Annotated in this window: 12 protein-coding genes; 4 read left to right on the forward strand and 8 right to left on the reverse strand. The window is 45.1% G+C overall.

Annotation, left to right across the window (positions count from 1 at the left end; translation table 11 throughout):
• Positions 1-16 precede the first annotated feature (16 nt).
• From NFS43_RS01180 to NFS43_RS01195, 4 genes are all read right to left on the reverse strand, one after another.
• Positions 17-880: an ROK family protein gene (locus tag NFS43_RS01180; RefSeq protein ID WP_251548929.1), complete on the reverse strand. Its 864-nt coding sequence runs from the start codon at positions 878-880 to the stop codon at positions 17-19.
• Between the two features lie 86 nt (positions 881-966).
• Entirely contained in the window at positions 967-1542 is a 576-nt protein-coding gene (locus tag NFS43_RS01185) for a hypothetical protein (RefSeq protein ID WP_251548930.1), read from the reverse strand.
• On the reverse strand, positions 1535-2842 hold the full coding sequence (locus NFS43_RS01190) for a hypothetical protein (RefSeq protein ID WP_251548931.1): 1308 nt from the start codon (positions 2840-2842) through the stop codon (positions 1535-1537). The genes NFS43_RS01185 and NFS43_RS01190 overlap by 8 nt, the downstream gene beginning before the upstream one ends.
• Positions 2839-3345 carry an RNA polymerase sigma factor gene (locus NFS43_RS01195; RefSeq protein ID WP_251548932.1) on the reverse strand — a complete coding sequence of 169 codons (507 nt, stop codon included), beginning with the start codon at positions 3343-3345 and terminating at the stop codon, positions 2839-2841. The genes NFS43_RS01190 and NFS43_RS01195 overlap by 4 nt, the downstream gene beginning before the upstream one ends.
• 72 nt (positions 3346-3417) lie before the next feature.
• On the opposite strand from NFS43_RS01195, the gene NFS43_RS01200 reads away from it, so the two are divergent.
• Together NFS43_RS01200 and NFS43_RS01205 are read left to right on the forward strand one after the other, a co-directional pair.
• The gene (locus NFS43_RS01200; protein ID WP_251548933.1) at positions 3418-3561 is read left to right on the forward strand and encodes a hypothetical protein; all 144 of its coding nucleotides are present in this window, start codon (positions 3418-3420) and stop codon (positions 3559-3561) included.
• Positions 3562-3642: 81 nt separating this feature from the next.
• Entirely contained in the window at positions 3643-4737 is a 1095-nt protein-coding gene (locus NFS43_RS01205; protein ID WP_251548934.1) for an ABC transporter ATP-binding protein, read from the forward strand.
• Positions 4738-4828: 91 nt separating this feature from the next.
• Here the strand turns inward: NFS43_RS01205 and NFS43_RS01210 are convergent, their stop codons facing one another.
• The 3 genes from NFS43_RS01210 to NFS43_RS01220 form a co-directional block, all read right to left on the reverse strand.
• Positions 4829-6517, reverse strand: coding sequence for an alpha-amylase family glycosyl hydrolase (locus tag NFS43_RS01210; protein ID WP_251548935.1), 1689 nt, complete (start codon positions 6515-6517; stop codon positions 4829-4831).
• The gene (locus tag NFS43_RS01215; RefSeq protein WP_251548936.1) at positions 6510-9185 is read right to left on the reverse strand and encodes a glycoside hydrolase family 38 N-terminal domain-containing protein; all 2676 of its coding nucleotides are present in this window, start codon (positions 9183-9185) and stop codon (positions 6510-6512) included. The genes NFS43_RS01210 and NFS43_RS01215 overlap by 8 nt, the downstream gene beginning before the upstream one ends.
• An 86-nt stretch (positions 9186-9271) precedes the next feature.
• Positions 9272-11224, reverse strand: coding sequence for a fructose-specific PTS transporter subunit EIIC (locus NFS43_RS01220; RefSeq protein ID WP_251548937.1), 1953 nt, complete (start codon positions 11222-11224; stop codon positions 9272-9274).
• Positions 11225-11422: 198 nt separating this feature from the next.
• Here NFS43_RS01220 and NFS43_RS01225 point away from each other — a divergent pair, with 198 nt between their 5' ends.
• A complete protein-coding gene (locus NFS43_RS01225; protein WP_251548938.1) occupies positions 11423-12175 on the forward strand; it encodes a MurR/RpiR family transcriptional regulator in 753 nt (250 codons plus the stop codon).
• 57 nt (positions 12176-12232) lie between these two features.
• On the opposite strand, the gene NFS43_RS01230 is transcribed toward NFS43_RS01225, so the two are convergent.
• Positions 12233-12643 (reverse strand): hypothetical protein, encoded by a 411-nt coding sequence (locus tag NFS43_RS01230; RefSeq protein ID WP_251548939.1) that lies wholly within the window; start codon positions 12641-12643, stop codon positions 12233-12235.
• A 418-nt stretch (positions 12644-13061) separates the two neighbouring features.
• Between NFS43_RS01230 and NFS43_RS01235 the strand changes: the two genes are divergently transcribed.
• On the forward strand, positions 13062-13535 hold the full coding sequence (locus tag NFS43_RS01235) for a hypothetical protein (protein WP_251548940.1): 474 nt from the start codon (positions 13062-13064) through the stop codon (positions 13533-13535).
• Positions 13536-13672 lie beyond the last annotated feature (137 nt).

The raw sequence follows: 13672 nt of genomic DNA on the forward strand, positions 1-13672 counted from the left end.
CTTTTTTCCAGGTCACTTACTTTTGCCGCCATGCCTGCTGGGCAAGGATTAACGCCCCAATAATCCCCGCATCATCGCCTAACCCGGGACGAGCTATATAGCTGTCCAACTCAGGCAAACTCACATAATCATGGATCAACTCTTTCAAGTTTTGATAGATAGATGGCAATACTTGTTCCTGGTGCATGACGCCTCCGCCAAGAATGATTTTCTTTGGAGAGAGGATGAAACTATACTGCATGAGAGCTTGGGCAAGATAATACCCTTCCAGTTCCCAAACCTCCTTCTTTCCAGCCAGTTCACTTGCTTTAGCCCCCCACCGCTCCTCTATCGCTGGACCAGCGGCAAGGCCTTCCAAACAATCAGAATGGTACGGACAGTTTCCCTGATAAGCATCCTCCGGGTGGCGCCGGACGAGAATATGGCCCATTTCTGGATGGGATAAACCTTGCAGGAGGCTTCCATGAACAATTGCACCTGCCCCGATGCCGGTCCCAACCGTCATATATAGGCAGCTATCCAATCCTTTTGCGGCCCCATGAGTCACCTCACCGAGTGCGGCCGCATTGACGTCGGTTGTGAAACCGATTGGAACCTGAAGAGCCTTCTCCATGGTCTGAACAAAGGGAAAATCTCTCCATGCTGTTTTTGGCGTTGAAGTGATATACCCGTAGTTGCGGCTATTCTTGTTCACATCGATGGGCCCAAATGAACCGATACCGATCGCCTTTACCGGATATTTTTTTAAAAAATCAATTACTTGCGGCATGGTTTCCTCAGGGACAGTGGTGGGAATCTGGATCCGCTCCACTACTCTCCCGTCTTCATCCCCGGCTGCACAAACAAACTTTGTTCCTCCCGCCTCAATCGCACCAAACATGGCAACATCCTCCAAACATGTGATAGTTCTATCATAAAGAATGTTTCCCTTTGTGCCAAGATGTTCCATGTGCATAGGAAAGGTTTCTACTGGATAGAGACTGATTGGATGATTTGCATGATGGCTGCTTGATCGACTGCTTCGGCGTCAACATGCAAATCATAAACTTCCTTTTTTGGCTCTACAAAAATGAAGATATGGGTTTCCTGATGGGAGGTTGACTGGATGGCATCACTGGTTGTTGAGACCATATAGGCATCAAACGGCAGCTGCTCAAGCTTTTGTTTCTCCATTGCGATCGATTGATTGGGCAATATGGCCTCTACTGTATCAGCATAGGCCATCCCCTCAATGACTCCTAATGATTTCCCCTGAATCGAAAAGGCAGCAGAATCCAGTCCTTTTTGAACCGTCCATTGGCTGTTTACGTTTAGTTTCAAGTGGTCTAACTGGACCTCTTGAACACTTGCATCCGTTTTGACTGCGGGATTTTCCTGAGTCAATTTCGTTTCTTTGACATTGGTTTCTCCTTGTCGACTCGGTTCCAACTTTTTCGAGGATATCGAAGCGCAGCCGGCCAAGACAGTCATGGCCAATAAAACCGAACAAATAATGATTCCTGACTTCATCTGTGTATTCCATCTCTTTCTGTGATTATTCATATTTTAAAATAATTTTCATTAGGCTAAAGTGATTGCCGCTTTCTTCATTGGCATCCCGAACAAACACGATCGCTTTCCCATCCTTTGACCAATGCGGCTGCCAGTCGCTATATTGACCGTTCAACACAAACTCTTGCGGCACATCGCTTGTTTCCGATTGGGATGAAGACTTCAGGCTATCTAGCTCTTGTTCATCTATTTTGGACTCGGTTAACCGTGATTCCTTTTTGCTGTCCACATGAATCGCCCATATCTCCCGGAAAGATGAAACTATCTCCGCCCTTATTCCTTCCGCTTTTTGACGTGTGCTGCTATTTCTGGCAAACGTGATGAATTGGCCGTCCGGGGACCAATCAGGCTCCATTCCCTCCGTTAATTTTAGCGGATCAGAACCATCCAAGTGGATTACCCACACTTCTTTTCCCCCACTTTTTTGAGTTTTTGTGTAGGTGATCATTTTTCCATCCGGCGACCAGCTCGGTTCAGAGCCGTCTGTAATCTTTGTTAACTTCCCAGTCTCAATCTCCAGCATCCATATTTCCTCACCTGTTTGGGTGTGGCCATGTGAATCATTCATGGCATATCGTTGTTTGGCAAAAGCAATTTTCCTGCCATCCGGCGACCATGTTGGGTGGTCATAAAATTCATCAGGAGATTCCGGCGCTGCCAGCTGGCGGACATTTGACCCATTCTGGTCCATTAACCATATACCTGCATTCTTGGTTTGATAACCAGAGAAGGCAATTCTCTTCTCATCCGGGGACCATGCAGGACTTCTCATATATTGAAAGGAATCGTTCGGGAATTCTTTGATGACCTGATTGACTTGGTTCCAGCTAACGATTTTTTCATCCTTCTCAAATCCAATGCTTTCCCCGTCAGACAGCGGCATGGGATTATTTGCCTTTTCCATGCCCAACGAAACCAACTGTTCCTCCTTTACCGCACGAATCTGCTCTGCCTCTGCTTTTTGCTCTGGAAAAAATGACGGCAAAGTAATGGATAAACCGACCAGACAAGCTGCTGCTAACGGCATATAATACTTTTTCCAAGTGCGTTTTTTGGGTGGTTTTACTGGGGCGGCCTTTGGCTGTCTTTCGGCTAACTCCTGTTTAATTCGCTGCCTCCCTTTATCCTGAAAATCCGGAGCCGGCATATCGATGGCATTTGAAAGTTTAATCAAATGAACGGTATCCATCAGATCCATCCAATCTTGATCAGCTGGCCCATCAGCCTCGTGGATTTGCTGATTTAACCGATCAATGTATTGGGAGAGTCTCTCTTCTTTTGAAAAATTCATTGTGAAGCCTCCTCCAAAAATTGTTTTTTCATCAGGTCCTTAATCCTTTGAATTGCTCGAAATTGGGTCACCTTCACATAGTTTTCTGACTTTCCAAGCACTGCTGCCGTTTCTTTAATCGAATGTCCCTGCAAGAGACGGAGCACGATGATGATCCTCTGTTCTTCCTTCAATAAGGAGAGTGCATAGTCTACTTGTTCCTTTTGCTCGAGCAGTTTGCCTAAATCTTTTCCCTGATCTTCCAGCAGCTGATCAGGCTCTAGTTCTAATGGGTCCTCCATTCTTTGCTTTTTCCTCCATTTGTCAATGATCAGATTTCTGGCGATCATTTTTAAAAGTGCTGAGATATTGACACTCTCTTCCGTATATCGTTCCTCTGTCCGGATGGCCCTGATAAACGTTTCTTGCGTAAGATCCTCCGCTTCCTGCTGATGGCGGACTCGTAAAAAAACATATATATAAATCTCTTTCCAATGGTCGATCCATATTTTCTCCCAATCCACTTTTAGGCTCCTTTTTTTACTAGACGTCTATATCAATCAAAACGTTCAATTTTAAAAGAAGTTACACCTCTCATGAACATTTGTTATGCGATGCCGCTGGATGCCGCAGATGCCGCAGGGACGGTTCTCCTGGCTGCTCCTTTAAAGTATGTCAAACTTTCTTACAATATAGAAGATTCTAGTTTTTTAACTTGCTATAATGGGAGGCATATTTAAGAGCTTATGATGCAGGCAAATCCATGGCTGCTAAATTTTGCCAGCAAAGCGATAAATAAGCATACTCCAAGGAGGTTCCACATGGCGGAATTAAGACTAGAAAAGATTTTTAAAGTTTACGATGGTAAAGTAACAGCGGTTAACGATTTTAACCTTCATGTCCAAAACCATGAATTCATTGTTTTTGTCGGCCCTTCAGGCTGCGGCAAATCGACGACGCTAAGGATGATTGCCGGACTGGAGGAAATATCAAGCGGGGATTTTTATATCGATGAAAAAAGAGTCAACGATGTGGCCCCGAAGGACCGGGATATTGCCATGGTGTTTCAAAACTATGCCTTATACCCCCACATGTCTGTCTTTGAAAATATGGCGTTTGGCCTTAAACTGCGTAAAATTCCGAAGGCAGAAATCGCCAAGCGTGTGACGGAGGCTGCCAAGATCCTTGGACTTGAACCCTATCTTAACCGCAAGCCAAAGGCATTATCAGGCGGACAACGGCAGCGTGTTGCTTTGGGCCGGGCTATCGTCCGGGATGCGAAGGTGTTCTTAATGGACGAGCCTTTATCCAATCTTGATGCCAAGCTCAGGATGCAGATGCGTGCTGAGATTTCCAAGCTCCATCAACGGCTGCAGACCACGACGATCTATGTCACCCATGACCAGACAGAAGCCATGACAATGGCAACTAGGATTGTCATCATGAAAGATGGCGTCATTCAGCAGATTGGCACACCGAAGGAAGTGTATGAAAACCCTATGAATGTCTTTGTCGGTGGATTTATTGGATCACCAGCAATGAATTTTTTAAGAGGAAGACTGGAGGATAGGAAGTTCGTTGTAGGAAGCACCACTTTTACGCTGCCGGAGGAGAAATGGAAGTCGTTCGAGGAACAGAACTATATCGGAAAGGACATTATCTTTGGGATCCGTCCTGAGGATATTCACGATGAGCTGAATCCTCAAGATGAATTCTCCGAATCCAAAATACATGCCACAATAGATGTTTCCGAGCTGACGGGAGCGGAGTCGATTCTTTATGCCAGTATCGAAGGGCAGGAGCTGATTGCCCGCGTGAAGGCGAGAGCGGACATCACACCAGGCCAAACGCTCGAGCTTGCTTTTGATATGAATAAAGGGCATTTCTTTGATGTTGATACAGAAATGAGAATGTAGAAGGTCTGGCCCGGGGCGGCATACGTGGAGAGACCGGCTTAGTGGGCAAGCCGGTCTCTTAGTAAATGATTCATGTCCTTTTTCTCAAGCTTCATTTTCCCCAAATGAATTGGTACGAACCTAATACCAGCTTTCCATTTACCTTCTCTCCGCTGATAAGGTCTGTTACGTTTCTATCCAAGTCAACGGTGACCGGTTCACTGCTAACGTTGACAATAAAATAGAGGTCCTCTCCAGTATCTTGGTTCGTTCGTTTGAGGGCGAAGACTTGCTCTCCTAAATCCAATACCTCCTGCGGCGCATACGGTGAAAACGCTCCGTGCTGCTGCCGGATAGCCATCAGCTTTTTCATGCCTTCAAAAATTTGCTTCCGCCTTGAGTCCTGCTCAAGTTCCGTGACGATCCGGTTATACTCCAGCTTTTCCCGATTAATCCGGCGGTTGATGCCTGATTCCAAATAGCCTTTTTCATCATTGCGCGAGCCGAGTAACGAATGATAATAAATCGCCGGCACCCCTATGACAGACAAGAGAATCGAATGGGCAGCAAGAATTTTCTGTACCTGCAGTTCCTCCGTCAAATCCTCTTCCTTATTCAGCAGGGCATCCGAATAATTAATATTTAATTCATAAACGGACTGCGTTCCGTCGGGATTATTCTTATAAGAAACCTTGCCGCCATTCTCAAGGACCTTCTCCACTAGCCTCTGCTTCTCAGCTTCTGTTAACAGCCCTTCCGTCGGACGCATCCCGATTCCGTCATGGCTGGATAAAAAGTTAAAATAAGTGGCCTCGCCGGACACTTTTTCAATTGTTTTGGCCCAAGCGGTCAGCGTGCTGGCATCATGGGTGGTAAAGGTATGCAAAACAAGCGGCGGCAGGGAAAATTGATAAACCATATGCGCTTCATTCGTACCATCCCCGAAATAAGAAATATTCTCCTGATGAGGAACATTGGTTTCCGTGATCATTTGCGTATTCGGCTTAGAATAATCCAGAACCAAATGCCACAATTGGATAATTGCATGGGCCTGCGGCAAATGCATACAAGTCGTTCCGGATTCCTTCCATATGAACCCAATCGCGTCCAGCCGGATGCTCGTCCCACCGTGATAGGCATATTCGAGCAGGATATCGGTCATCTCAAGCAGGACAGGGAAATGTTTAAAATTCAAGTCAACTTGATCCTCGCTGAACGTTGTCCAAGCCGTCTTCACCCCATTCTCCCCGCTGTATTCATGGAACAAGGGGGAGGTTCGCGGACGAACGACAATAGAAGCATCAAAAGCTGGGTCTTTCGGGATAAAATATTCCTCGTATTTCGAATTTCCGTTTACATACTCCTGAAACCATTCACTCGATTTCGAGCAATGATTTGCCACGAAATCAAACATCAGCCGGTAATCTGCGGCCAATTGCTGGATCTGGCCCCATTCCCCCAGATCTGGATGAATCGTCCGGTAATCGGTCACGGAAAAACCATCGTCCGATGTATAAGGGAACATCGGCAATAAATGGACATCAGTAATCGATTTCCCTGCATGTTCCTTCAAAAACGTATGAAGGGTCTCAAGTGTCGGCCTTCCCTGCTGATAAATACTATCCCCGTACGTAATCAGATAAATATTTTCCTCCGACAGGGCCGTATTTTTATTCCACTCTTTTCCTTCCCAGCGATTAACCAGGGACCGAAACTCCTCAAAGTATTGATCCTGAACGGCAGCCCCGTAAATTTCCTGAAGTTTTCCTTCCGCAGCTTGTAAAAATGTTTGCTTATCCATTTGCTTCATCCTTAAGTATCAGTTTTAATGTCAGATAGCCCTTTGCCGGTACGCATAAAGTGGAACCAGCCGCTTTCATCGGCTGCTCCGCCAAATTGGTTTGGATCATTTGATCGATGTGATCAGAAAACAGTTCCGTCTGTTCTTTCATCTCGCCGGGATTAAACAGGCGGACAATCAGGCTGTCATCCTCAAAGGCCTGTTTGCATACGCTCATGAACACGCGGGGATTCGTCAGCTGGAATAAGGAGAACGCCTCAGGCAGTTCCTCTGCCGGATAAGGAATTTCAAACCGCTCCAAACGCTCTTCGAATGTATTCAAGCTCTGTTTCTGGTATGCCATACGATGTCCAATGAATTGATCCGTCCAAGCAAATAACTTTTCCGCCTTCAAGGATTCATTTGAAAAATAAATCGCATAATCAAACGTCCAGTTTCCTTCCAGCTGGGCATCCGGCGTATAGACCACCTTATTATTGATACCGGAGGCGCGTCCCGGCCTCCAGGCTAAATCATCACGTCCAAGCAGCCCGACGGAACGATATAGGGTTAAGGCGAATTCTCCCGTTTCCGGCAGCACCTCGTACTCTTTAAGCCCTTTGGTCAGCACGGCAAGTGTTCCGTTCTCACCGGTTACACCAGCGAAATTTTCCAACGGGTAAATTGGAACCGGTGCTTCGGCAAACCCTTTTTCCCGCCAGTTTCTCAGATAAGGATTTCGGGTCTTTCTAGTTAATAGGCTAAAGCCTTGATCGGCAAACGAAGTATCCGGGCTGCCGACTGGTGTTTTCAAAACTGCCCGCACCCGATGATCGTTCACCTGATTATCGATTTCATGATGGACACGAACCAGCTGTTCGCCTTTATAAATCTTTAACGTTGTGATAATTTCCAGCTCACCAAATGACTCTCCCAGCTCACGTGCTGCCAGATTAACCGGGACTTCTTCCCGATGCTTTACCTCCATTGATTCGGAAAGCTCCCCTTTTTCTACACGAATGAGTTCTGCATGGGTGAAGGTGATGACCCCGCCAGTTTCAAGTGGAGAAAAATCGTAGGAATCTCCGGCATCTCCTTCCTCTTCAAAGCGCAAGAACTCGTTCAGCATCGTTTCGGAAGCGAAATGCTTCAATGTTAGCCGGTGATCCTGATAGAAAATTTCCAAGAATTCATTCCCAATCGCCACCGAATCGGATGGATGAACACGCTTCGCTTCTTGCCCCCCCTCGATCAGCTGATAGGCAGCATAGCCCATTGCCGGAACATTATGTACATCCAGCCCAATCACGGACCGATAGTAGCCGGGAACCTCCTCTTCCATTTCCCCGTCCGCAGTCACGACAATTTTCTTGCCTCCGCTTAAGGTTTGCTGCTCAACGATTTGGAAAGGCACCGCTTCGTCCTGCAAGGTTTGAATGCTAAAATCCTTCTCCTTGGAAAACACAACGGTTTCCATATACCCGCTGTCATTTTGAGGAAGAGTATTAAACACCAGTAAAATCGATTCGTTGTTCAAGTGATTACTGACTGCCTGCGTCATTTGTTTTTTCAACAGATTCAACAACCCATCGGCCATCCGGTCAATTTTTCCGAGACGATGCAGAATTTCGCGATTGGTATCATCCGAGTTGCAGCCGCCGATACTGTCATGGGCATGAACGTCAAACAGCAGCTTCCACATTTGGTCCAGCCATTGTTTTGGATACTTGAAACCAAGTGTGCGGGCGATCACGGCCAGCGGTTCCAGCTGATACAGCAATTTATTTTCAACCGCAGTATTGAACTGCTTGATATCATAGCGCTGCGAGCCGATGGTATTGTGGATCCGGGATTTCTGCGGCCCGAGCAGCTCTCCCTCCAATACGTTGGTAAAGGCTGCCCCATCCTTGTTCCACACTTCTTCCATGAAGGTTTCATAGTCGGACAATACATAATGATGCTGCGGATCCATGGCATTTAATTTTTCAATCGTATCAGGGAAGTGTTTCCGGACGAGGACCTGATCCCCGCCAGCAGGCAGCAATAGCCGATCTGTGCTTTGGTTCAATTCGGCTAATTTCGCGAGCATCGGCACCAGCCGGTCTGCTAGATAGTCGTCGTCTGCCAGCAAAAACTTCCCCGGGCCATAGCCCAAATAAAGGTTATTGGCCTTGACAGTTTTGCCGTCCGGCGATTTCCAAATAAAGTTCAGATCGCCCTGCAATTGGTCCGTATAGATCCCGCGCTGAAGAATGCTATATTCGATATCAAATCCTTGGAAAATCGAAGGAAGATAGGCATTTTGCCCAAAAATATCGGGCAAATAGCCCACCTTCATGCTATGGCCCATTTGCTTCGAAATCTTAGTTCCGTATAACAGGTTTCGGATAATCGACTCTTTATTGACCAATAACGTATCCGCTTGGGTATACCAAGGCCCAAAGAAGATCCGCTTTTCCCGAATGAGCGACGCCAGCCTTTCTTTATTCTCCGGGCAGATTTTGAGATATTCCTCGATTAACGATGCTTGCGCATCAAACACATAACCCGAAAAATCCGGATCATTTTCTAATACGTCCAGCAAACAGTCGAGATTCTCCGCCAATAAAATATTGGAGTCCTCGATTGTAAAATACCACTCGCGGTCCCAATGAGAATGCGGAACTACGAACACTTGCTTTTCTCCCATCGTGATACACTCCCAGAAGTCATAATGTAAAAAGGGACAGAATGAAAGAATCATTTTCAACTCTGACCCAATTTATTGAAAAAATTTTAGAGTTTGCCTTTTCGCTTCATCAACGAAAAACGGATAAAGATATTGGCAAAGGCGATAAACAAGACACCTGCAGCCAAGCCGATTAAATAGGCCCATAGGTTTTCTACCAGCGGCCAGCCCCAAACAGCAGGCAGCGGATACCATTGAACTGCCCCTAAAACAACCGCTAAGGAAGAACCCAGCATCGCACCAATCAGGTTAATCGGAATGACAATCAGCGGGTTCCTGAGCATAAATGGAATCGCTCCTTCACTAATCGCCAAGAAACCAAGTATTAACGAAGTATTTCCCGCTACGCGAAGGTTTGCATCAAATACTCGCTTGCCCACGACATATTTATCAATGATGGTTGCCAGTCCTAATCCGATTGGCGGAATCACAATCGCCAGAACCCTTGCTGTAAGCGGGTATACTTGGTCAGCAGCCAAACCAATGGCAATGGCCCCTGCCGCCTTATTAATCGGCCCGCCCAGGTCAAAGGCGGTTGCAGCGGCAATAATCGAGGCCAGCAAGACATCCCCTGATTCCTTTAACGACTCGATCCATTCCCGAAGCCATGTATTCAGTCCGCCAAACACGGGATCGACAATGTAAAAGTTTAATAGGAAAATACACAGGACACTGATAGCAGGAATGAGCAGCATCGGCTTCATGGCGGCAAAATTTTTGCTCAAATGAATTTTGTTATTTAAGAATTTCGAAATATAACCCGCTGCCAAGCCTAAAACCAAAGCCCCTAAAAATCCTGATGGAATCCCATCTGGGTTGCCCCAGAAGACAAAATGCAGTCCTCCGGCAAAGACACCGCCGATTAAACCAGAAACAAGTCCGACCCGATCTGCCAAGGCATAGGCCACGAAGGCCGCAAAGACTGGGTACATGAATTTCATGATTAATCCGCCAAATGCATCTAAATAATGAAGAATGACAATGAGTTCGTTCGCAGATTCCGCGTATTTTGGATCGGAAATCACTTTGACAAGATCAAACGGCATGGCCCCGATTTTGGCGATTCCCATCATGATGCCGGCTGCCACAAGTACTGGAATCATATAGGAAATACCCGTCATGACAGCCTGTCCCATTTCCGCTAGCCGCCCCTGTTTTTTACTACCGCTCTGGGCCGCTGCCGCTTGATCCTCAGAAACAATGCCATCCGGAGATTGCAGCGCCTTTTGAATAATTTCTTTGGCATTTTTCAATGGATCCGCGACACGGGTTTGGACAAATGGTTTTCCGTTGAACCGCTCTTTTCCTTTTGCGATAATATCGGTTGCAAAAATGACCGCATCTGCCTGACGAATCACCTCAGCGTCATGCTGGTTTTCGATGCCGTTTGCTCCCTGCTTTTCGGTAATAACTCGTACGCCCAGCTCCCGGCCGGCTTTTTCTAACGCCTCCGCTGCCATATAGGTGTGTGCAATACCCGTCGCACATGCTGTAATGGCTAAAACGGTTTTGTCATAAGCAGCTGCCTCATCCTCTTTTCGAACGCCTTGATCAAGTGCCTTCAGCAATTGCTCAGGTGATTTTGCTTCCATTAAGCCGGATACAAATTCACCATCCATCAGTCTCATGCTTAATTCAGAAAGCAATTGCAGATGGACCGACCCTTCTTCCGCTTTTGGAATGGCTAACAGGAAGACCAATTGGACCTTGTTGTTGGGATCGATACTTTCCCATTTTTCAACCGGCTGCTGCAGTCGGGCAACAGCAAAGGCTGCCTTTTTGACGGCACTCGATTTTCCATGCGGAATCGCAAAGCCATTTTCTAAACCGGTAGGAGAGACCTTTTCTCTTTCAAACACAGAATCTAAAAAATTCTTTTTAGAACTGATGTTGCCATTTTGATAGAGACGTTCTGCCAGTTCCTCTATCACACTTTCTTTTGTGGGAAGACTTTCTCGAAAAAGAATTAATTCTTTGGAAGTCATGCGTTTAAGCTCCACTGATGTTCACCCTCTTTTTATCTATGAAAATGTTTACTGAAATCCCTTACAGTTAAGTTTTAACACAAACTGATACCCTCCGATTATACTAAAAATGTACTTTTGTACATTCGAAATGAAATCGTTTCGCTTCCTTTCATGGCACATCCTCCAGCTATGCTATAATTAATGAAACGCTACTAGAGGGAGGAATGACCCTTGGGGAAAATTGTAGAACGTTTTTCCTCCTATATTAACGACTTAACTTATTCAGAAAGATATGTTCTTTATTATGCAGAAGAAAATCTGAAAACGGCTAAAACTCTATCCTTAACGGCTATGGCGGAATTGAACAATGTGAGTACGACGACGATCATTCGGATGTGCCAAAAGCTGGGCTTAGAGGGCTTTAGTGAATTTAAATATATTTTAAAAGAATTGGAAACGGATTCTGGACCCCATCAAGATCGTGAAGGAATCGTGGACCGCTATCAAAGCAGTTTGGATAAAGCGCTGTCTTTATTGCAGACAAAAGATTTGGAGGATATCAGCGAACAGCTGATGCAATCGAAACGGGTGTTTATTGTAGCGGTAGGTCTATCCAAGATGATGGGGGAATATTTTAGCAAATTGCTCATGCAGGTGAATAAATCCACCTCATATGTTTATGAGTCCCACATTATTGATCTGCTGCCCAATATGGTGGAAAGAGGCGACGTGGTTGTCTTTATTTCATCCAGCGGAGAGACAGGTACCGTTGTCAAGGCAGCTGAGAAATTGCGTTTTAAAAATATCTACACGCTGGCGATCACCAATGGAAATGACAGCACGTTGTCCAAGCTTGTCCAAAAAAGCATAAGTGCAGACGTCACACGGGTCACCTATGCAGGCTATGACTTAACCGCCAGATCCACCATCGTCGCTCTCATTGACATCTTATTTGAATTCTATTTACGTAAGTTTCTATCTTAGCTGGAGTTTCAAAAGGACGGATCTTGCTGGTTTACACCGCAAGATCCGTCCCTCTGGTCACTCCACTATTAAATGAGGTTCAAGCTCGGCCTCGAAAATCCGCGGCCAAGGCAGTTTCACATGCACACTTTCTAATCCGCTAATGGTTCTATAAAAGTCTTTATTTCCTCGTGAACCAATATACACGGACTTGCCATCAAAATACTGGTACCAATATTCCGTTTGTTCCGTCAATTTTTCGATGACAAAATCGTTGACTAGATCATATTGATCCCCAAGCGCATCCCCTTTAATATGAATATCTTTTTTATTGTTTTCTACATATTTCGAGGAATTCCTTTGATTCCATGAATAAAAATGGCGGTTCTCAGATTCTCTGGTGTCATGAGTAATTTGGGGCTGATTGGTGATAATATCTAATACATACCTGAAATGCTGTTGGGCAAGGTTCAGCAGAATTTTTTCCACAAGAACCGTCCCCATGGTCCCATGGTCAGGTCATTCTGAAGGAGCTTACTGGAATGATTTTATTTTTCTATGTCATTTTAAATGGAACTGCCTTATTCCTCTTTACGAAGATAAAAAAGCGGCTGCATATTCTGGAAATTGCTGTATATTGGATGTTAGCTTCTTATTTCTTGCAAAATTTTTCTGCTTTATGCCTGTTAAATTTTAAAACCATCATAATACCTGATAGGCAAAGCTATGAATTTGCCGGCTATCTGAACCGGAGCATCCTGTATCCTGTCTTAATGGTGACCTATCTTCACGTTTTTCTTATTATATCATCTAGCTTGATAAAATTTTTCTTATTCATTTTTTCGGTTTTCTTGTTAACAGGATTGGAATGGTTGGCGGATTATGTGGGGATTTTTAGTCATGTCCAGTGGCAGATTTGGTGGTCGTTTCTTTTTTGGTCGACCGCATTGACAGGATTAATGGCAATTATGAAATTCTTTCGGTTGAAACTTTATCGCGGGGAAAGGAGGTTCTATTAATGAATGTCAGCTTTGATTGGAATGATTGGTTTTCTATTTTTTCTTCAGCTATCATGTTCGCTTTGTTTTTACTTATCAAGAAGTACTTTCCACCCGTAATTGTTATTCTTATCTGGGTATTTAACTCTGTATATGTGTCATCGGTGGATTACTTTCTGTCTGTTTCCCCCTTTCACCTTTATTATTTTGGCGATAATCCCACCTTTGAAATGTCTGCGGTACTGTTCCATCTATTTATGTACCCATGTGCTTCCCTGCTCTTTCTGTACGGCTATGACAAAGGGAAACTGGATAAAAAAAAACGGCTTGGTACATTCTGTTTTGGACAGGATTTGCGGTGTTTTTCGAATGGGTTTGTGTAAAAAATCATTTCCTTACCTATAACGGCTGGAAACTTTACTACTCCATTCCCACCTATCCATTCACTGCTGTTCTATTGATCCTTCTTTTTCGCTTTGCCAACAGAAAATGGCAGGAATTACAGCCATAAAAATGTAAA

The organism is Neobacillus muris, assembly GCF_943193175.1.
GTDB classification, from domain to species: Bacteria; Bacillota; Bacilli; order Bacillales; family Cytobacillaceae; genus Neobacillus; species Neobacillus muris.

Bases quoted from the DNA above. Each gene is read 5' to 3' on its own strand.
- NFS43_RS01180 (WP_251548929.1), bottom strand. From the start codon at position 880: ATGTTTGGTGCGATTGAGGCGGGAGGAACAAAGTTTGTTTGTGCAGCC.
- NFS43_RS01185 (WP_251548930.1), bottom strand. From the start codon at position 1,542: ATGAATAATCACAGAAAGAGATGGAATACACAGATGAAGTCAGGAATC.
- NFS43_RS01190 (WP_251548931.1), bottom strand. From the start codon at position 2,842: ATGAATTTTTCAAAAGAAGAGAGACTCTCCCAATACATTGATCGGTTA.
- NFS43_RS01200 (WP_251548933.1), top strand. From the start codon at position 3,418: ATGAACATTTGTTATGCGATGCCGCTGGATGCCGCAGATGCCGCAGGG.
- NFS43_RS01205 (WP_251548934.1), top strand. From the start codon at position 3,643: ATGGCGGAATTAAGACTAGAAAAGATTTTTAAAGTTTACGATGGTAAA.
- NFS43_RS01210 (WP_251548935.1), bottom strand. From the start codon at position 6,517: ATGGATAAGCAAACATTTTTACAAGCTGCGGAAGGAAAACTTCAGGAA.
- NFS43_RS01215 (WP_251548936.1), bottom strand. From the start codon at position 9,185: ATGGGAGAAAAGCAAGTGTTCGTAGTTCCGCATTCTCATTGGGACCGC.